The sequence below is a fragment of the Pseudomonas yangonensis genome (assembly GCF_009932725.1).
Classification (GTDB): Bacteria; Pseudomonadota; Gammaproteobacteria; order Pseudomonadales; family Pseudomonadaceae; genus Aquipseudomonas; species Aquipseudomonas yangonensis.
Genome location: NZ_BLJU01000001.1, coordinates 122,938 through 142,104, shown reverse-complemented (window position 1 = coordinate 142,104; position 19,167 = coordinate 122,938). Strand labels below are relative to the sequence as shown.

Genomic DNA, 19,167 nt, shown 5'->3' with positions numbered 1-19,167 from the left:
CACCTACAAGGTCAGGGTAAAGCGCGAGAGCAAGGCTCCCGGCAGCGCCATCGAGCCGGTCTGCCGGGCGCCGTAGGTGCCGCCGGGCAGCAGCAGCTCGGGCTCTCGGGTCAGGGCTTCGAGCTGCGCGCCGAGCACATCGAACAGCGAGTCGTCGAAGCGCATGGTGGTGACCGGTGCCTGGATCTGCCCGTCCTCGACCCAGAAGGTGGCGAAGCGGGTCATGCCGGTCAGACGAGCGGCCGGCAGATCGGAAAAATTCCCGTACCACAGGTTGCCGATATACAGGCCGTTACCCAGACGCTGCAGAACGTCCTGCTCGTCCAGGTCGCCACCCTGCATGCGCAGGGACAGCGGGTATTCGCCTCGGCAGGCGCCATTGGCGAGCAGACCGTACTCGGCGGCGCTGCGCGAGCTGACCAGGCGCTCGACGGGCCGCCCCTGGCTGATCAGGCGCAGCGGCTGGCGTGGCCCTTCAGGCGTGAATGCCGGTGCCAGGCCACCCTCGATACGCTCTTCCATGGTCACCCGCGAACTGAGCTCGGCCTTGCCGTTGTACAGGCGCTGCAGTGGGCTGCCGCCCGAGGCCAGCGCCTGCGCGCCGAAGCCCCAGCAGCACAGGCTGATCAGCTCCTCCAGCGCCGCCGGCGCCAGGTAGGCACGATAAGCCCCGGGCTGCAATGCCTTGGCCGGGCGGCCGAGATACGCCAGTTGCTGCCGCGCGTCCTCGAGCTTGCGGGCGAAGGCCTGAGCGTCCCACTGCTCACCGGCATAGGCGCTTTTCACCGCCTGGCCATTGTCGTGGAACAGGCTGAATTCGAGGTTGAAACTGCTCGCGGCGTACCAGCCGAACGCGCCCCAGGAACTGGCGAAGCCCTGGTATTGCGGCCCGACGGCAAGAAAGCCGACCAGATCCAGACCGCTGGCAGCACGGACGACCTGCGCCGCCATGGCCGCACTATCCAGCGGCGCGGCGGACGCAGTAACGTCATTGCGCCAGGCTTCACGATTCAGGCGCAGATAAGGATCGTCGCTCAGGGTGGGCAGTACCGCTCGCAGTCGCTGCAGAGCTTGCTGCAGACGGGGCGCATCCTCGTCTAGCACACCGCTGAGCGCCAGTCTGCTTTCGGCATGACGCTGCCCCTGATACAGCGCCAGCGTGACGTACACCTGCTGCACCTGCCCCGCCTGGCGCACCTGCCCGTGATTGAAACGAATGAAGCTTGAGTCCTCGGCGGCATAGGCCAGGGTGAAGCCTTCCTCGCCACCGACCTGCTCCTGCAACTGCGCCAGCAGCTGGCTGAAATGCTGACGTGCTTCCATCAGGCGGCCCCTCCGAAAACGTCGATATCGGCGAATACGCAGGCGGGAGAGGCATGCCCGACGCGGATCACCTGATTGGGTTCGCCCTTGCCGCAGTAGGGCGTGCCGAGTATCTCGAAGGTACTGGCGTCGCCCACCGCACGCAGGTTGCGCCAGAAGCGCGAGCTGATGCCGCGGTAGTTGGGGTTCTTCACCACACCCTTGAGTTCGCCGTTCTCGATCAACTGGCCCCACTCGCAGCCGAACTGGAACTTGTTGCGCGCATCGTCGATCGACCAGGAGCGGTTGTTGCTCATCAAAATGCCGCGCTCGATGCCACCGATCAGCGCGGCAAGGGTCTTGTCGCCCGGTTCCAGATTGAGGTTGGCCATACGATCGATCGGCGGCCGGTTCCAGCTGCAGGCGCGGCTGTTGGCGACTCCCGGCAAACCGCTGCGCCACTGCGACAGCGCGCCGCCCAGCGGACGCTGGAGAATGCCGTCACGGATCAGCAACTGGCGCCCGGCCGGCGTGCCATCGTCATCATGACGATAGCTGGACAGCTCTCCCGGCACGTCCGGATCGAAACTGACGTTGAGTAGCGGCGAACCGTAGCGGTAGTGACCGAAATCTTCCTGGCGAATAAAGCTGGTGCCGGCGAAGTTGCGCTCGTCACCGAGGATGCGGTCCAGCTCCAGCGGATGACCGATGGACTCGTGAATCTGCAGGATCATCTGGTCGGGCATCAGCAGCAGGTCGCGCGAGTCGTTCGGCGTGTTCGGTGCCAGCAGCAGCTGCAACGCCTCATCGGCGATGCGCGTCGCACTGCCGATCACGCCCAGCTGATCGAGCACCTCGGCGCCCCCCTGGCGCGCCAGATGGCTGCCACCGAAGCTGCGGCTCTGGCTGTCGCGCTCGTCGCTGGCGGTCACGCCGACCTGGGGGAAGACATAACGCTGAGCACGACGCAGGCGCGCGCCGGCACTGTTGAGATAGATCTGCTCGTGAGCGGTGAAGGTCAGCCCGACATGGCTGTCGATCAGGCGGGCATCGCGGGGAATCAGCGCCGATTCCGCCATCAGCAGCTCGTACCAGTGCGCGACACCATCCTGCGGCTGATCGTAACCCGGCATCACGTCATCGTTCTGCTCGGCTGGTTGCGGTAGGCTGCCGAGATCCAGCAGGTTATGACCGGCCAGGCTTCGGGCCATCTGCTCGGCCCGCTGCAGCGCCGCCTGCAGACCGGCCTGGCTGATGTCGCAGGTGGCCGCGTAGGCCTCGACGCCGGCAATGCGCACGCTAAGCATGGCGCCGCCATCATCGACGAAGGACGGTGCCTGCGCGACCCGTCGGCGCACCCAGTAGGATTCCCGGCTTTCCTGCACATGGCGCAGCGACCAGAAATCGGCGGTGGTTTTCAGCGCGGCAAAGCGCCGCTCCAGGGTGTCGCTGAGGGCGAACATCGAGCCTCCTCGGCATGCGGCAAAGGAGGCAGTATGGAAACAATCGTCCAACGGGATCAACCGCCCCGTGCGAGCGCAGGCATCTTATGCGGTGTGGCAGGCGCCTTAGAAATCCACCGTCGCCGAGACCTTGAAGGTACGTGGCGCGCCCTGGGTCAGGTAACCGCCGTTGGCCGACGCCCAGTAGTTCTCGTCGGCGACGTTCTCCACCACCGCGTTGAGGGTCAGCGCGCGCTCGTCCATTCGGGTCTTGTAGCGGGCGCCCAGGTCAACGCGGGTCCAGGCGGGAATGCTGTAGTCGTTGCCGGCATCGACGAACTGGCCTCCGGTGCGCAGCAACAGACCATTGAGGCTCAGACCGGGCACGCCCGGCACGTCCCAGTCGGCAGAGAGGTTGAACTGGAATTCCGGAACCCCGACGGCCTGGTTGCCATCATTGGTGCCGCCTGCAGTGCCGCGTAGCTCAGCCTCGGTCCAGGTCGCCCCACCCAACAGGCGCAGGCCACCGAGCGGCTCACCGAACAGGCTCAGCTCGACGCCGCGGTTGCGCTGCTCGGCATCCACGCCGTAGTTGCCGTTACCATCGATCACGCCTTGCGGCTGTTCGATGCGAAAGACGCTCAGGTTGCCGCCAAAGCGTCCCCAGTCCAGTTTCATCCCCAGCTCGGTCTGCTTGGAGCGATAAGGCGCGAACATCGTCCCGCGGTTGTTCGCGGCGTTGGGCGCGGTCGGTCCCTGCTGCAGCGATTCCACGCGGTTGGCATAGAGCGACAAATACTCGGTGGGCTTGATCACCAGGCCGTAAGCCGGTGTGGTGATGCTCTCCTGATAGTTGGAAGTGCGGCTGCCATTGGCCGCGCTCCAGGCATCAGCGCCGATGGTTTGGCGCCGGACGCCCAAGGTCAGCAGGACACGATCATCGTAGAAGCCCAGGGTATCGGACACGGCCAGGCTTTTGTTCTGTACCTTGGCAGTGGTATCCGGATCATGCAGGTCGCCGGAGGGCGGGCTGGCCGTCGGCACGGGTACGGGCAGGCCCTCGTAAAGGTTGCCGTAGCCACGATTGTCAACGGTAGTGGACTCGAAGGCATTGCGCTTTTCCTGCCAGATGCCGTTAGCCGCCAGGTTGAGCTTGTGGCTGACCGGCCCGGTCAGCAAATCGCCACGCAGGCCAGTGGCCACGCTAAGGGTTTCCTGATCCAGAGGCGAATACAGGCGGCCGATGCGCGCGGCTCCATCGGCACCGTACACGTAGTTGGAGGCGTACACTCCGTTTTCCCGCGTGTATTTGCCGCCGCCGATGAGGTAGGCGGTCCAGGATGGCGACAGGTCATACTCGGCGCTGAACATGCCGTAGGTATCTTCCAGCTGCGACCAGCTCCAGGGCTGCGCGTAGTTGTGACTGGCGTCCGGCGCGGACGGCACCTTGCCGTTGAGCGTGGAGGTGACGCCGCTGGTGGTGAGATACACCACCGAACGGCCCTGGTTCACACGCTGCTTCTGGTAGCCGAGATCCGCCGCCAGGCGCAGGCGATCACCACGATAGTCCAGTGCCATGCTCGCCAGGCCGAAGCGCGAATGCTCGTCATCGATCCCCGTCTCGCCCTCACGCTGCGCCAGGTTCAGGCGCACGCCGAAGCGGTTGTCCTCACCGAAGCGCCGGCCAAGATCCAGGTGCCCGCCCACCCGGCTGTCGTTGGCGTAATCCAGGGTGAAACTGCGCGTCGGGGTGTCCTCGGCACGCTTGGATACCACGTTGATCGCCCCGCCGACGCCGCTGCCACTGGGCGACACGCCGTTGAGAAAGGCATTGGCCCCCTTGAACACCTCGACCCGCTCAACCGACTCGGTGGAGATGATCTGCCGGGGCAGGATGCCGTACAGGCCGTTGAAGGCGATATCGTCGCTGTACAGCTGGAAGCCGCGCACGACGAAGACCTGGGAGAAGTTGCCGAAACCGTAGGACTGACGCACGCCCGGGTCGCTGGCCAGCACATCGGCCAGGGTCTGTGCCTGACGCGTCTCGATCAGCTCGCTGGTATAGCTGGAGAAGGCGAAGGGCACGTCCTGCATGTCCTGGTTGCCCAGCAGGCCGATGTTGGCGCCGCGCGCCACCTGGCCGCCGGCGTACTCACTCGGCAGGTCGCGGCGGCCGTCGACCTGGCCACTGACGGTAGTGGCACCCAGCTCCAGCACGTCGTCATCCGCAGGGCGCGGGATCAGCGTGACGGTGCCATCGGCGCCGATGCTGAAGCTCAGGCCGCTGCCCTGCAGCAGCTGCTGCAGCGCGTCACTGACGGAGTAGTCTCCCTTCAATGCGCTGCTGCCGCCTACGCCGCGCGTCAGGTTGGCGTCGTACAACAGGCGAATGCCCGCCTGTTCGGCGAAATCGGTAAGCGCCGAATCCAGGGGCTGGGCCGGAATATCGAGTTCGACGGCCTGTACCTGAGCGGCCGCGAGACCGAGGGAAAACGCGACCAACGTCGGGAGGAAGGGAAACGAACGCATGGGGATGTCCTGTGCTCTGCTGGCTATTCATGCGAAGAAGTCGCATTTGCAGAAACAGAAGACGAAGGCGATTCGCATTCCTGAACCTGGAGCGCGATATTTTTGCAAAGAGATGCACGACATTACTGAAAATGTAGCCCGGATGGCATCGGGCTATCGATTGGCCTGGCAACGGTAGTCCGCTCTCACTCACCCTCGCGGACAGGTCCGCGAGCTTTTTGCTCCGGCCACGAACAGCCCTTCCGCATCCCGTGAGCAGCGTTCGCCTTCAAGCCGCCGCCCATCAGCCCTCGGAAGAAACCAGCAGCACCCCCGGCAAGCGGGTCAGCTTGACCGGCAGAGCGGTCTCGATGGCGCGCAGAACCGCCTGCGGATCGTCCAGGGCGAACACCCCGGTCACCTTCAGCGCGCGCGCCTGCGCGTCGAGGAACAACACCTGCTGCGACTGCTGGCGCTGCAGCTCCTCGAACACTTCGGGCAGCGGGCGGTCACGGAACACCAGGCGGCCGCGTTGCCAGGCCAGTGCCCTGGCGCTGTCCAGCGGCTCCGGGGACTGCAGGCGACCGTCCTGCCAGGCGATCTGCTCGCCGGCCTGCACGGCCCGCTCGCTACCGGCGACATCGCTGACCTGCACATGCCCCTCGGTCACCGCGAGCAGTACCTGATCGCCCAGCAGGTTGACGTCGAAGCGGGTACCGGTAACGCGGATGCGCGCTTCGCCGGCTTCGATCACAAAGGGATGAGCCGCGTCGGCCGCTATCTGGAAGTCCACCTGGCCGCGGTACAGGCGAACGCGACGCTGGCCATCGACGTTGGCGTCCCAGTCCAGGGCAGTGGCGCCGTTGAGCTGCAGCCGCGAGCCATCGTCCAGCCTCACTTCACGAACCTCGCCTGCCACGGTTCGCACGTCGGCATGCCAGCCAGGCGGCGCCAACCACAACGCCAGCAGCAGGCAGGCCGCAGTGGCCAGCGGTAGCGGCCAGCGCCGCACGCGACGCGGCATGGCCCGCACCCCGGCTGCAGGACGCTCGACCTGGCCGAGCAGCGCCCACAGACGCTCCACTTCAGCCAGGGCCCTGGCATGCTCGGCGCTGGCATGGCGCCAGCGTTCGGCTGCCGCGCGGTCAGCCGCGCTGGCCCTTCCGGAGTTCAGCAGCACCAGCCACTCCCGGGCCTGGCTGCGCAAATCCGCCTCAGTTGTCATCCATGCGTTCCTGGCAATATTCGAGGGCCTTGAGGATATAGCGCCCGGCCATACTTTCCGAGACGCCAAGGCGCTCGCCAATCTCACGCTGGGTAAGGCCATCCAGGCGATTCCACACCAGCGCCTGGCGCAGATGCTCGGGCAGTTCGTGCATCAGTGCCTGCAGACGAGCCAGGCGGCGGCTGTTCTCGGTGGCGCGCTCGGGTTCGGGCAGTTCGCTTTCCAGCGCCTCGTCGAGCGGCGCCAGCTGCGGGCGCACCTGCTGCTGGCGGTGGTGGTCGATGAGCAGGTTGCGGGCGATGCGGTAGAGAAAGGCGCGCACGTTGCCGATCTCATCGGTCCGGCGTCCTTGCAGGCGCAGCCAGGTTTCCTGGCGCAGGTCGGCGGCGAGTTCGCTGCAGCGTGTCTGTCGGGTGAAGAAACGCAACAGTTCCGCGGAATGGCGTCGGAACAGCTCTTCGGGCGGCTGTGGATCGACTGGCAGGGACACGGGCGCTTCTCGGTGCCGGAAAGGCCGAGAAAATATTACAACTGGAAATGATTTTCAAAAATATCCGACAAGTGATCGCAGTCCTTCTGGTCGATTCACCCCGGCACCGGGCTCGGAAGGGTTCAACCCGGCGTACCGAGCCCCGCCGCGCTCATGAACTGGCGCAGCAGCCAGGCCACCGCGCCCAGCGTCAGCACGCTGGCCGTCCAGATCAGCACCAGCCAACCCAGACGCTGCCACAGGGGTTTCTTCTCTTGCCCGACCTTGGTCATATCGCCTCCTTCGAAGCTGGTTCAGCACCTCGCGAGCTAGAGTCGTGCAAGGCGCAACGTGAGTAACGGCCTCCGGCTGGTCAAAGCAGGCGAGAACCGGCCGGAGTCGCACTCGACTTTACAAGCCGTAAATGAGCAGTGCTCGCATCGCTCGCCTCTAACCCGCATGGCCGACGCGCAGCAGGCTTCTCAATGGTAGCCGTCGTCCTGGGTCACCTTGCCGCGGAATACGTAATAGCTCCAGGCCGTGTACATCAGGATGAAGGGGATGATGAGCAATGCGCCAACCAGCATGAAGCCCTGGCTCTGCGGCGGTGCAGCCGCTTCCCAGATGCTGATCGATGGCGGGATCACGTTCGGCCACAGACTGATGCCCAGGCCGCTGTAGCCGAGGAAGATCAACACCAGGGTGAGCAGGAACGGCGAGTAGTTGCGGTTGTCTGCCACCGCGCGCAGCAGTGCGTAGGTGCACAGCAGCACCAGCACCGGCACCGGCATGAACCAGAACAGGTTGGGCAGGCTGAACCAGCGATCTGCGATATCCGGATGGGCGAAGGGGGTCCACAAGCTGACGATACCGGTCACCGCCAGCACCACGAACACCAGCGGTCGCGCCATGTCGTGCATCTGCTGCTGCAGGCGGCCCTCGGTCTTCATGATCAGCCAGGTGCAGCCGAGCAACGCATAGGCCACGATCAGCGCCAGGCCGCAGAACACCGAAAAGGGTGTCAGCCAGTCGAACGGACCGCCGGCATAGGTGCGATTCACCACCTCGAAGCCATTGATGTAGGCGCCCAGCGCCACCCCCTGAAAGAAGGTTGCGGTGAGCGAGCCGCCGATGAAGGCCTTGTCCCACAAGTGGCGCTTGTCGGCCTTGGCCTTGAAGCGGAACTCGAAGGCCACGCCGCGGAAAATCAGCCCCAGCAGCATCAGGATCAGAGGCAGGTAGAGGGCGCTCAGCACCACCGAATAGGCCAGCGGGAAGGCGCCGAACAGGCCGGCGCCGCCTAGCACCAGCCAAGTTTCGTTGCCGTCCCATACCGGCGCAACGGTGTTCATCATCACATCGCGCTCGCCCTCGTTCCTGACGAAGGGAAAGAGGATGCCGATGCCCAGATCGAAGCCGTCCATCACCACATACATCATCACCCCGAAGGCGATGATCACTGCCCAGATCAGCGAAAGATCGATACCCATGTTCAACTCCTTTCCGGCAGCGTGTCGGACTCACCGTCTTGCGTACCCTCATCCGCAGCCGACAACGGCCGCGCCGGAGTACGAGACTTGCCCGGCCCGCCTTCCTGAGGGGTTTCATCCCCCTCGTCGATCTGCGGTCCCTTGCGTACCAGGCGCATCACGTAGCTGATGCCGGCGCCGAACAGGGCGAAATAGACCACCACGAACAGTGCGAGGGTAAAGCCCAGTTGGGTCGCGCTATGACCGGAGGAGGCGTCGGCGGTACGCATCAGGCCATGCACGACCCACGGCTGACGGCCGATCTCGGTGGTGTACCAGCCGGCGAGAATGGCAATCACACCGCTCGGCCCCATCCACACTGCCAGGTGCAGGAACGGACGGCAGGTGTACAGCCGATCACCACGACGCAGCCAGGTGCCCCACACGCCGGTCAGGATCATCATCAGGCCCATGGCGACCATGATGCGGAAGGTCCAGAAGACGATGGTGGAGTTGGCCCGGTCCTCGGGCGGGAAGTCCTTGAGCGCCGGCACCTGCTGGTCCAGGCTGTGGGTCAGGATCAGGCTGCCGAGCGCAGGAATCTCCACTTTGAAGCGGGTTTCCTCACGCTCCATGTCCGGCCAGCCGAACAGGATCAGCGGGGTCGGCTCGTCACCGACGTTCTCCCAGTGCCCCTCGATGGCGGCGATCTTGGCCGGCTGGTACTTGAGAGTGTTGAGGCCATGCAGGTCACCGATGAAGGCCTGCACCGGCGCCACCAGCAATGCCATCCACAGCGCCATCGACAACATCTTGCGGATCGCGGGGTTGTCACGGCCACGCAGCAGATGCCAGGCCGCAGAGGCGCCGACGAAAAAGGCGGTAGCGAGGAAGGCCGCGGTGGCCATGTGTGCCAGGCGATAGGGGAACGAGGGGTTGAAGATCACCGCGAACCAGTCCACCGGGATCACCCGACCGTCGACGATCTCGAAGCCCTGCGGGGTGTGCATCCAGCTGTTGGAAGCAAGAATCCAGAAGGTGGAGATCAGCGTGCCGATGGCCACCATCACCGTGGAGAAGAAGTGCAGGCCCGGCCCGACACGGTTCCAGCCGAACAGCATGACGCCGAGGAAGCCGGCCTCAAGGAAGAAGGCGGTCAGCACCTCGTAGGTCAGGAGCGGCCCGGTGATCGCCCCGGCGAAATCGGAGAACGCACTCCAGTTGGTGCCGAACTGATAGGCCATGACCAGGCCGGAAACCACCCCCATGCCGAAGTTGACTGCGAAGATTTTCGACCAGAAATGGTAGAGATCGCGGTACAGCGTATTGCTGGTCTTCAGCCACAGCCCCTCGAGCACCGCCAGGTAGCTGGCCAAACCAATGGTGATGGCCGGGAAGACGATGTGGAAGGAAATGGTGAAGGCAAACTGGACTCGGGCGAGATCAAGCGCCTCTAGACCGAACATGACACATCCTCATTCAGGGTTATTTCGGCCCCAGCACGCAAAGCCGATCCATAGACTCCAGGTCTTGGAGTCAAACGAGCTGAAATTGTTCTTATTGAAGTGAACTGCAGCCGAGTGGCTGCCAGACAAAGCGCGAAAATGGCGCATTGATCTGGATCAATGCGTACTAAAAGACTAGCCGCTAAAGGCATGACGGGCGCTGTGGTGATTTGCCGCGCGACAGGCCACCGCAGCGTGGCATGGTGTCGCGCGCGCATCGCTGGCAGGGACAAATGCAGGGCAAAAAAAGGGCGGCCACGCGGTACACGGGCCACCCGAATCACGGAGTTGCTTACATCGAGTGATTGCGATGACTTGCAATCACCCGTATTGGATTACCGTTCGAGGATTGCGGTCACACCCTGACCGCCCGCGGCGCAGATGGAAATAAGGCCGCGCCCCTCTCCAGCCACCGAAAGCAGCTTGGCCAGGTTGGCGACGATGCGCCCGCCGGTAGCCGCGAACGGATGACCGGCGGCCAGCGAACTGCCCTTGACGTTCATCTTGCTGCGATCGATGGCACCCAGCGGCGCGGCCAGGCCCAGGCGCTCCCTGCAGTAGTCGGCGTCTTCCCAGGCCTTGAGGGTGCACAGCACCTGGGCCGCGAAGGCTTCGTGAATCTCGTAGTAGTCGAAGTCCTGCAGGCTCAGGCCGTTGCGCGCCAGCAGACGCGGCACTGCGTAGACCGGCGCCATCAGCAAACCTTCCTTGCCCTGGACGAAATCCACCGCCGCCGCCTCGCCATCGCGCAGGTAGGCCAGCACCGGCAAGCCGCGGGCCTGGGCCCATTCCTCGCTGGCCAGCAGCACCATCGAGGCGCCATCGGTCAATGGCGTGGAGTTGGCCGGGGTCAGGGTCCCGCGCGGGCCGCGCTCGAAGCAGGGCTTGAGGGTGGCGAGCTTCTCCGCGCTGATGTCCGGGCGCAGGTTCTGGTCGCGGGTCAGGCCGAGAAAGGGCGTCATCAGATCGTCGTGCCAACCCTCGGCATAGGACGCCGCCAGCTTCTGGTGGCTGGCCAGTGCCAGCTGATCCTGCTCGTCGCGCGGGATGGCCCAACGCTGCGCCATCAGCTCGCAATGCTCGCCCATCGACAGCCCGGTGCGCGGCTCGCCATTGCGCGGAATGTGCGGCGCCAGGTGGCGCGGGCGAATCTTCAGCAGGCTCTTGATCTTGTCGCCGGTACTCTTGCCGCGGTTAGCCTCCAGCAGAATCTGCCGCAGCCCCTCGTTGACCCCGATGGGCGCATCCGAGGTGGTGTCGACGCCGCCGGCGATACCGCAGTCGATCTGTCCGAGGGCGATCTTGTTGGCCACCAGAATCGCCGCTTCCAGGCCGGTGCCGCAGGCCTGCTGCAGGTCGTAGGCAGGGGTTTCCGGCGCCAGACGCGAGCCGAGCACGCATTCGCGGGTCAGGTTGAAGTCGCGCGAATGCTTGAGCACCGCACCGGCCACCACCTCACCGAGGCGCTCGCCATGCAGGTTGAAGCGCTCCACCAGCCCTTCCAGCGCGCTGGTCAACATCTGCTGATTGCTCGCCCTGGCGTAGACGGTGTTGGAACGGGCGAACGGAATACGGTTGCCGCCTACGATGGCGACCCGGCGCAACTGGGCCATGAGGACTCCTTGCTGGTCGAAGAGCTGAATGAAATCAGGCATACACTTTAGCCTGCCGGCCACACAGGCAGGGCAATCGCATGACCGGAACACCAAAGTGACTGAGGAAATACCTGTGACACCTTGTAGGAGCGAATTCATTCGCGAATGAATTCGCTCCTAGATCTTTTGGTCCAACAGGCTAAACCTCAGGCACGCACGAACATTGGCCGCCTCGCCGGCGCGTGAGGCAACAGAGTCAATTGCGCTTTGCCTGTCGCCGCGTACAGTGACACCACTTTCGATTCGCCCGCAGGAGCCCTTCATGTCCGATCGTTACCTCGCCTTCGCCAACTCCCCCACTGGCCGCCGCCTGGTCGGCGCCCTCGGCCTGCCGGCGCCGGTGCGCCTGGAACGCTGGATGGCCGGTCGGGTGCGACCGGTGGATGGCGCCCTGTTGCTGGGCGGCGAAGGCGACCTGCTCAAGGCCGTACTGCCCTTCGCCAACAAGCTCACCGATCAGCTTTTCGCCGCGCGCGACGGCCAGCTGGAGCTGCCGCGCTGGACCGCCGAGCACAGCCCGAAACTCAAGGCGCTGGTATTCGACGCCAGCCACCTGACCCGCTTCGAGCAACTGATCGAGCTGCGCGACTTCTTCCAGCCCACCTTCAAGGGCCTGGCCAACAGCCCGCGCGTGGTGGTGCTGGGCCGCGCCCCCGAGTCGCTCAAGGATCCCATCGCCGCCAGCGTGCAACGTTCGCTGGAGGGTTTCACCCGCTCGCTGGGCAAGGAGATTCGTCGCGGCGGTAGCGTGCAGCTGCTGTATGTCGGCAAGGGTGGCGATCAGCAGCTGGAAGGTGCGCTGCGCTTCTTCCTCTCGCCGAAAAGCGCCTATGTCTCAGGCCAGGTGCTGCGCCTTGGCGCCTGCGCCGAACAGGTCAGGGACTGGACGCGCCCGCTGGCTGGCAAGAAGGCCCTGGTCACCGGCGCTTCGCGCGGCATCGGCGCGTCCATCGCCGAGGTGCTCGCTCGTGACGGCGCCGAGGTGGTGCTGCTCGATGTGCCACAGGCGGCCGATGCGCTGCAGGCGTTGGCCGGGCGCCTGGGTGGGCAGGCGGTGACCCTGGACATCTGCACCGAGGACGCGCCACAGCGCCTGGTCGAGGCGCTACCCGAGGGCCTGGATATCGTCGTGCACAACGCCGGCATCACCCGCGACAAGACCCTGGCGAAGATGAGCGATGCCTTCTGGAACTCAGTGATCGACGTCAACCTCAAGGCCCCGCAGGTGCTGACCCAGGCACTGCTGGACGCCGGCAAGCTACACGACAACGGCCGCGTGGTGCTGATCGCCTCGATCAGCGGCATCGCCGGCAACATGGGCCAGACCAACTACGCAGTGAGCAAGGCCGGCGTGATCGGCCTGGCCCAGGCCTGGGCGCCGGCGCTGAGCAAGAAGGGCATCAGCATCAATGCCGTGGCGCCGGGGTTCATCGAAACGCAGATGACCGCGGCCATTCCGCTGGGCATCCGCGAAGCCGGACGACGGATGAACTCCATGAGCCAGGGCGGCCTGCCGCAGGATGTCGCCGAGGCCGTGGCCTGGTTCGCCCAGCCCGGTTCGGGCGCGGTGACCGCGCAGGTGCTACGCGTGTGTGGGCAGAGTTTGTTGGGGGCTTGAGGCTGTTGCGGTGGTGGGCTGAAGCGGATCGCCGCCCGGCCCACCCTACGGTTGCTGAAGCGAATCGCCGCCCGGCCCACCTACGGTCACAAGCGGGTGACTATGTGTGGGAGGCGCTTCAGCGGCGACAGTCGCGGCTAAAGCCCCTCCCACAGCCTGTAGCCTGCAATCACGCGCCATCCGCAGCAAGCGAATGCGCTTTTGCCTGCAGCCTGCGGCCTATAGCCTGTAGCCGCTTCATCCCTTCCCGCGCTTGCGAAACTCCACCGGCGTTTCGCCGACCCAGCGCTTGAATGCGCGGTAGAAGGTGCTCGGCTCGGAAAAGCCAGTGCGCTCGACTATCACTTCGATACGTTCGTCGGTCTTGAGCAGCAGCTCCTTGGCCAGGCGGCAGCGGTAGTCGGTGATCAGGTCGTTGAAGCGCACGCCGGCCATGGCCAGCCTCTCGCGCAGACGCCGCGCCGGCATGTTCAGGCGGCCGGCCACCTGCTCCAGTGTCGCGCCGCCATCGACCAGCAGCTCGGCGATCAGCTCGCGTACCTGGCGCACCAGATCCAGCCTTTCCACTTCCGCCAGTTGCCGCCGGGCCAGCGACTCATGCATGCGCAGCAGCTCCGGGGCTGCATGGCGCGAGGGTTTGTCCAGCACCGCCGCGTCGAACAGCAGTGCGCAGTCCTCGGCGCCCAGGCGCACCGGGCAACCATAGACGGCTTGGTAGCGCTGGGCGGGGGCGCCCTCGGCGTGCATGAAGCGCACCTCACGCGGGCGGAAATCATTTTCGGTCAAGGCGGCGAACAGCCGGATCACCGCACCGGCCAGCATCTCCGGGAAATGTCGCGGTGTATCGGCCTCCACGCCCAGAGTCAGCACGGCCATTTCGCCATCCACTACCAGACGTGCGCTGAGGGTGTCGGAGAGCAGGCGCACGTAGCGCAGGGCATGGCGCAGCCCGGCGCCAAAGGTTTCGCTGGAGAGAAACAGATATTCGAGCAGCAGGCCATGAAATGCCGGCAGGTGCTGGGCCAGGTAAAGGCCGACATGTTCCTCGCCGCACTCGTCACTGGCAGCCTTCCAGAACGCCGCCTGGGCAGCATGGGGGAAACGGCCGGCCGGCAGCCCGCCGGGCGGCAGGCCGACCCGCACCAGTACGCGGTCAGGGTCGGTTCCGCTGGCGCGCAGGGCATCGATTACCGGGCGCATCAGCGCCACATCGTCGGTCAGATCACGCATGATTCCTGCTGTTCTTCTTATTTGTGAGCATTATTCGTGAACCGCGCCATCTTAGGGGCTGCGGGCCACGCCGCGCAAACAGCGCAGCAGACCGATTGACTGCCCAGCGCAGACCCGGGGCAGAACAGCCAATGCCAGCGCTGGTCTGAGGGTTAAGCTGCTGCCATCCATTCGCCAAGGAGTTCGCCAATGGCCATCGACTGGCTCGATCTCGATACCCCACCGGCCCTGCCCGGTCTGTTCATGCGTGCCGCGCTGCAGCGCAAGGTGACAGGCCGTGAACTGCCCGACCTTGGCCTGCGCTGCCGGGTGGACGTGGACCCGAAGCACCTGGTGCGCTATCGCCGGGTATGCGGCCTTGCCGAGAGCGCCTATCTGCCGCCGGTCTATCCGCATATCCTCGCCTTTCCATTGCAAATGCAGCTGCTCACCGACCACCGCTTCCCCTTCCCACTGCTGGGTCTGGTGCACCTGGAGAACCGCATCCGCGTGCTACGCCCGCTGGGCGGGCTGGGACCATTCCAGGTCAGCGTGCAGGTGCGCGATCTGCAGCCGCACGACAAGGGCGCCACCTTCAGCCTGATCACCCGCCTGGAGGACCAGCTCGGCCTGCTGTGGGAGGGCGATAGCCGCATTCTCTGCCGTGCCCTGCGTCTCGACGGACAGCCGCAGCCACACCCCGAGCACGAACCTTTGCCGCTGGCGCCGCTGGCCGACTGGGCCGCACCCGCCGATACCGGCCGCCGTTACGCCCGCGTGGCGGGCGACTACAACCCGATCCACCTGCACGCGCTGACGGCGCGACTTTTCGGCTTCCCTCGCGCCATCGCCCACGGCCTGTGGAACAAGGCGCGCAGCCTGGGCGCGCTGCAGGCTCACCTGCCACTGGCCGGCTACGAGGTGCAGGTGCGCTTCCAGAAACCGGTGCTGCTGCCCACCCACCTCGCCCTGCAGGCCAGCGAGCCGGCTGCAAGCGGCCAGTTCCGTCTGATCGGCGAAAACGACACACCGCATATGACCGGGAGCTGGCAGCCGCTGTCTGCCTGACGTAGCCGGGATGCAATCCGGGGTGGATATTCTCGACACGCGCCCCCGGATTGCATCCGGGCTATGGAGTGAGCGTTTGGTGTAGGAGCGAGCTCTGCTCGCGAATCTGGCCAGCACAAGCGCTTCGCGAGCAGAGCTCGCTCCTACAAAAGCCCAAACTCTTCCGCTGTTTGCCCGCCAACAACTTGCAGCACGCTCCTTTCGGGCCGAAGCTATGCGGCTCGAAAGGAGCCGCACCATGAACATCGCTGCACTCACCGCGCGCATGCACGCCATTCGCGATCACAACGACTGGCGTCGTTACCAGAGCCCGAAGAACCTGGCCATGGCCGCCAGCGTGGAAATGGCCGAGCTGGTGGAAATCTTCCAGTGGCTGAGCGAGGAACAGTCCCGCCAACTGCCCCCGGAGCAGCTTGCCCATGCCGGGCAGGAAGTGGCCGACGTGGTGCTCTACCTGCTGCAACTGTGCAGCGAGCTGGGTCTCGACATGAACCAGGTGGTGCTCGACAAGCTCGCCGACAACGAACGGCGCTTTCTCAAATGAGCGACCGCCACTTCGACGAACTCGCCACCCGCTTCGCCGAGAAGATCTACGGCGGCGCCAAGGGTGCCATCCGTCTCGCCGTGTTGCAGGCCGACCTGGCCGAAGCGCTGCCGGACCGCTCACTACGCGTGCTGGATGTTGGTGCAGGGCTTGGCCACATGAGCCTGTGGCTGGCCCAGCGCGGCCATCAGGTCACCCTGGCCGAACCTGCCGAACCCATGCTCACCGGGGCACGCCAGCGCTTCGCCGAAGCCGGGCAGAACGCCACCTTTATCCAGGCGCCCTGGCAGGAACTGCTCGGCCAGCTGCAGCAGCCTTTCGATCTGGTGCTGTGCCATGCCGTGCTGGAATGGCTGGCCGAACCGGCGGCCATCCTGCCGGTGCTGCATCAGCTGACGGCCAGGGACGGCTGGCTGTCGCTGGCTTTCTACAACAAGGACGCGCTGATCTACCGCAACCTGCTCAAGGGGCACTTCCGCAAGCTGCGCAAGGAACGCTTCGCCGGCGAGGGCCAGAGCCTGACCCCGCAGCGCCCGCTCGACCCGAGGGAGCTGGATACGCAACTCGGCGAGTACTGGCAGGTCGAAAGCCGTAGCGGCGTGCGCGTATTCCACGACTACATGCCGCAGGAATTCCAGACCAAGGCCGAGCTGGTCGACCTGCTGGAAATGGAGCTGGCCCATCGCCGCCACCCGACTTTCGCCGGCCTGGGCCGCTACCTGCACTGGATCTGCCGGCCCCTCTGAGCGCGTTGGACGAAGCCGGCAGCCCGGCGTAGCCTGAAGCCATCGGGGATGTCGCGCGCGACCACGGAGACGACCATGCGCACCGCCATAGCCATACTCATCCTGCCGCTGCTGGCTGCCTGCCAGAGCCAGAATCCCTACCAGGCCGAATCGCTGCCGATGCCACCGGCGCCGCCCGAAGCGGCCACCACATTTGACCGCAGCGCCTACCCGGCCGCGCCGCGCAATTACGGACGCTACCGCAGCTGGAGCTGGCTGGACGGCCGTACGCCCAGCAATGAACTGGCTGACAGCGTCAGTGCCGGCCTCGATCAATACGGCCTGCGCCCGGCGCTCAAGGGTCCCGGTGATGTGCTGGTCAGCGCCCGCATCAGCCAGGAAACCCGTCTGCGCCAGTATCAGGACAACGTCGGTGGCTACTACGGCACCGGCAGCCACTGGGATCGCCGCTACGGCGCCTACGGTGGCGTACCCATCGTACGCACTTACGAGCAGAAGGTAGCCGTGGTGCGCATCGAACTGATCGACCCACGCGACCGCCAGGTAGTCTGGTCCGGTAGCGGTGAGGCCGTGGCCGGCAAGGACCAGGCGGCACAGGCCGAGGCCATGCGCGCGGCCATCCGCGCCGCACTGGACGGCTATCCTCCTTATTGATCGACTGCGCTGGAGAACGACATGCGTACCTTGCCCTACCTGCTTCTCGCCTTGCTGCTGAGTGGTTGCGCCAGCGTCAGCCTGGAGCGCGACTTCGACCCCAGTCGCGACTTCGCGGCCTACCGCACTTGGAGCTGGATGGACGACAAGCTCGCCTACCAACCCGATGATGCCCGCCTGAAAAGCGACATCACCGAAGCCCGCATCAGCCAGGCCGTGGCCGAACAACTCGACCAGCGCGGCCTGCGCCAGGCAGCCGATGGCAAGGGCGATCTCAAGGTGCAGAGCGTGCTGATCGTCGATGAGCGTCAGGATCAGATCACCACCCAGTACGGCGGTGGCTGGGGCGGCTATTGGGGCGGTTACTGGGGAGGCCCGGCTTTCACCGAAACGCGCCGCGTGGACTACAAGGTCGCCACCCTGCAGATCGACCTGTACGACGCCAAGGACGGCAAGCTGGTGTGGCGCGGCAGCGGTGAACAGATCATGCGCAGCCAGCCGCCGACACCCGCCGAGCGCGAACGGGCGATCCGCGAAACCGTCACTCAGGTGCTCTCGCAGTACCCACCGCGCTGAACCAAGGACCGTCCGCTTTGAATGCGAACCTGCAACACCGCCCGGCCACGGCTGCCGACCTCGGCACCGTGGCCGGCTTTCCGCAGAACGTCGATGAACTGTTCTTCTCCTATCCCAAGGCCATCTGGCCGCTGGACGTCGGCCAGCTTGCCGCAGCCCTCGCCGAGCGCCGCGAAAGCACCGTGGTGGAACTCGGCGGCAAGGTCGCCGGCTTCGCCAATTTCTACCAATGGCAGCATGGCGAATTCTGCGCCCTGGGCAACCTGATGGTAGCGCCCTGGGCCCGCAGCCAGGGCGTGGCCCAGTACCTGGTGGAAGTGATGGAGAACCTCGCGCGCGAGCACTACGACGCGCCGCTGATGAAGGTGTCCTGCTTCAACGCCAACGCCGGCGGCCTGCTGCTTTACACCCGACTGGGCTACCGTACCGTCGGCATCGTTGAGCGTCGCGCGCCGGATGGCAGCCGTGTCGCCCTGGTACAGTTCGAGAAGAATCTGTAGCCGGTCTTACCCCAGCGGATGCGACGCAGGCGCCCGTTACGGCCAGGTGATTGGCGGAAGGCAGTGAGAGTCGAATCCGTTTGAACCGCTGCCCGTTACTGCCCTTCCCTGCCCAACGCTAGCAAAACCGGGGCTTTCGCCTCATGTCTGCTGCCCATTGCGGCACTCTGTCGCCCGTTGATTTCGACACTTTTTCGACACGCCAGCTAGACAGTTTTCGCGGCCATGGGTAGCGTCTAGCTATCACAGCGCCCTAGATCGTCTGAAATATAGAGCTTTGCGTCTCGCTTTTGCTTCTGCGCAAGTAAAATCAAGGGCGTAGCGCAATTCTAAGCAAGTCATCAGACACCAGCGGGTATCTTACGACATCAATGCTGCCTAATTAATAGATAGGCAACAATCACACCTAAAGATCAAGGTGCGTCATGAAAAAGCTGATCCCAAACTTTGAAAGAGTTGACACGACAACACTGGAGGATCTGCTTCTGGTTATGGCCAAGAATATTGAAGACTCCCTCATCCAAGCAGGCGGCCAACCAGGCAAAGATTACACACTTCTAGACTGCTATAAACTTGCGCAGCCTTTTGCCCTTGAAGTATTCAAGAATAAAGACAGTAAAATCACCTTCAGTGGCTGATTCTAAAAATCGACTCAAATCGCTCCCATCGTTCACCTT

The 19,167-nt window shown here is 64.8% G+C and carries 18 protein-coding genes; 8 read left to right on the top strand and 10 right to left on the bottom strand.

Annotated elements, in window-relative coordinates:
* Positions 1-3: 3 nt before the first annotated feature.
* The 9 genes from GYB81_RS00650 to GYB81_RS00610 form a co-directional block, all read right to left on the bottom strand.
* On the bottom strand, positions 4-1,323 hold the full coding sequence (locus GYB81_RS00650) for a TldD/PmbA family protein (protein ID WP_161897702.1): 1,320 nt from the start codon (positions 1,321-1,323) through the stop codon (positions 4-6).
* Complete coding sequence (locus GYB81_RS00645) at positions 1,323-2,765, bottom strand: TldD/PmbA family protein (protein WP_161864845.1); 1,443 nt, start codon at positions 2,763-2,765, stop codon at positions 1,323-1,325. Before GYB81_RS00645 ends, GYB81_RS00650 begins: the two co-directional genes overlap by 1 nt.
* Positions 2,766-2,870: 105 nt before the next feature.
* Positions 2,871-5,273: a TonB-dependent receptor gene (locus tag GYB81_RS00640; protein ID WP_161864844.1), complete on the bottom strand. Its 2,403-nt coding sequence runs from the start codon at positions 5,271-5,273 to the stop codon at positions 2,871-2,873.
* 283 nt (positions 5,274-5,556) lie between these two features.
* Complete coding sequence (locus tag GYB81_RS00635) at positions 5,557-6,477, bottom strand: FecR family protein (RefSeq protein WP_161864843.1); 921 nt, start codon at positions 6,475-6,477, stop codon at positions 5,557-5,559.
* Complete coding sequence (locus GYB81_RS00630; protein WP_161864842.1) at positions 6,467-6,967, bottom strand: RNA polymerase sigma factor; 501 nt, start codon at positions 6,965-6,967, stop codon at positions 6,467-6,469. Before GYB81_RS00630 ends, GYB81_RS00635 begins: the two co-directional genes overlap by 11 nt.
* Positions 6,968-7,089: 122 nt before the next feature.
* Entirely contained in the window at positions 7,090-7,239 is a 150-nt protein-coding gene (locus GYB81_RS00625; protein WP_161864841.1) for a DUF2474 domain-containing protein, read from the bottom strand.
* 189 nt (positions 7,240-7,428) lie between these two features.
* Positions 7,429-8,436, bottom strand: a complete 1,008-nt coding sequence (cydB, locus tag GYB81_RS00620) for a cytochrome d ubiquinol oxidase subunit II (RefSeq protein WP_161864840.1) — start codon at positions 8,434-8,436, stop codon at positions 7,429-7,431.
* 2 nt (positions 8,437-8,438) lie between these two features.
* Positions 8,439-9,881 (bottom strand): cytochrome ubiquinol oxidase subunit I, encoded by a 1,443-nt coding sequence (locus GYB81_RS00615; protein WP_161897701.1) that lies wholly within the window; start codon positions 9,879-9,881, stop codon positions 8,439-8,441.
* Between the two features lie 374 nt (positions 9,882-10,255).
* Positions 10,256-11,533, bottom strand: coding sequence for an acetyl-CoA C-acetyltransferase (locus GYB81_RS00610; protein ID WP_161864838.1), 1,278 nt, complete (start codon positions 11,531-11,533; stop codon positions 10,256-10,258).
* Between the two features lie 304 nt (positions 11,534-11,837).
* On the opposite strand from GYB81_RS00610, the gene GYB81_RS00600 reads away from it, so the two are divergent.
* The gene (locus GYB81_RS00600) at positions 11,838-13,193 is read left to right on the top strand and encodes a 3-oxoacyl-ACP reductase (protein WP_161864837.1); all 1,356 of its coding nucleotides are present in this window, start codon (positions 11,838-11,840) and stop codon (positions 13,191-13,193) included.
* A 237-nt stretch (positions 13,194-13,430) separates the two neighbouring features.
* On the opposite strand, the gene GYB81_RS00595 is transcribed toward GYB81_RS00600, so the two are convergent.
* Positions 13,431-14,423 carry an AraC family transcriptional regulator gene (locus GYB81_RS00595; protein ID WP_161864836.1) on the bottom strand — a complete coding sequence of 331 codons (993 nt, stop codon included), beginning with the start codon at positions 14,421-14,423 and terminating at the stop codon, positions 13,431-13,433.
* Between the two features lie 189 nt (positions 14,424-14,612).
* On the opposite strand from GYB81_RS00595, the gene GYB81_RS00590 reads away from it, so the two are divergent.
* The 7 genes from GYB81_RS00590 to GYB81_RS00560 all read left to right on the top strand — a co-directional run bounded on the left by GYB81_RS00590 (position 14,613) and on the right by GYB81_RS00560 (position 19,128).
* A complete protein-coding gene (locus GYB81_RS00590; protein ID WP_161864835.1) occupies positions 14,613-15,470 on the top strand; it encodes a MaoC family dehydratase in 858 nt (285 codons plus the stop codon).
* 238 nt (positions 15,471-15,708) lie between these two features.
* The gene (locus GYB81_RS00585) at positions 15,709-16,014 is read left to right on the top strand and encodes a nucleotide pyrophosphohydrolase (protein ID WP_024306867.1); all 306 of its coding nucleotides are present in this window, start codon (positions 15,709-15,711) and stop codon (positions 16,012-16,014) included.
* The gene (locus tag GYB81_RS00580) at positions 16,011-16,760 is read left to right on the top strand and encodes a methyltransferase domain-containing protein (RefSeq protein WP_161864834.1); all 750 of its coding nucleotides are present in this window, start codon (positions 16,011-16,013) and stop codon (positions 16,758-16,760) included. The genes GYB81_RS00585 and GYB81_RS00580 overlap by 4 nt, the downstream gene beginning before the upstream one ends.
* A gap of 75 nt (positions 16,761-16,835) precedes the next feature.
* Positions 16,836-17,414, top strand: coding sequence for a DUF4136 domain-containing protein (locus GYB81_RS00575; protein WP_161864833.1), 579 nt, complete (start codon positions 16,836-16,838; stop codon positions 17,412-17,414).
* 21 nt (positions 17,415-17,435) lie between these two features.
* Entirely contained in the window at positions 17,436-17,990 is a 555-nt protein-coding gene (locus tag GYB81_RS00570; RefSeq protein ID WP_161864832.1) for a DUF4136 domain-containing protein, read from the top strand.
* Positions 17,991-18,007: 17 nt separating this feature from the next.
* Positions 18,008-18,490 carry a GNAT family N-acetyltransferase gene (locus GYB81_RS00565; protein WP_161864831.1) on the top strand — a complete coding sequence of 161 codons (483 nt, stop codon included), beginning with the start codon at positions 18,008-18,010 and terminating at the stop codon, positions 18,488-18,490.
* 425 nt (positions 18,491-18,915) lie between these two features.
* Positions 18,916-19,128: a hypothetical protein gene (locus tag GYB81_RS00560; RefSeq protein WP_161864830.1), complete on the top strand. Its 213-nt coding sequence runs from the start codon at positions 18,916-18,918 to the stop codon at positions 19,126-19,128.
* Positions 19,129-19,167: the final 39 nt, after the last annotated feature.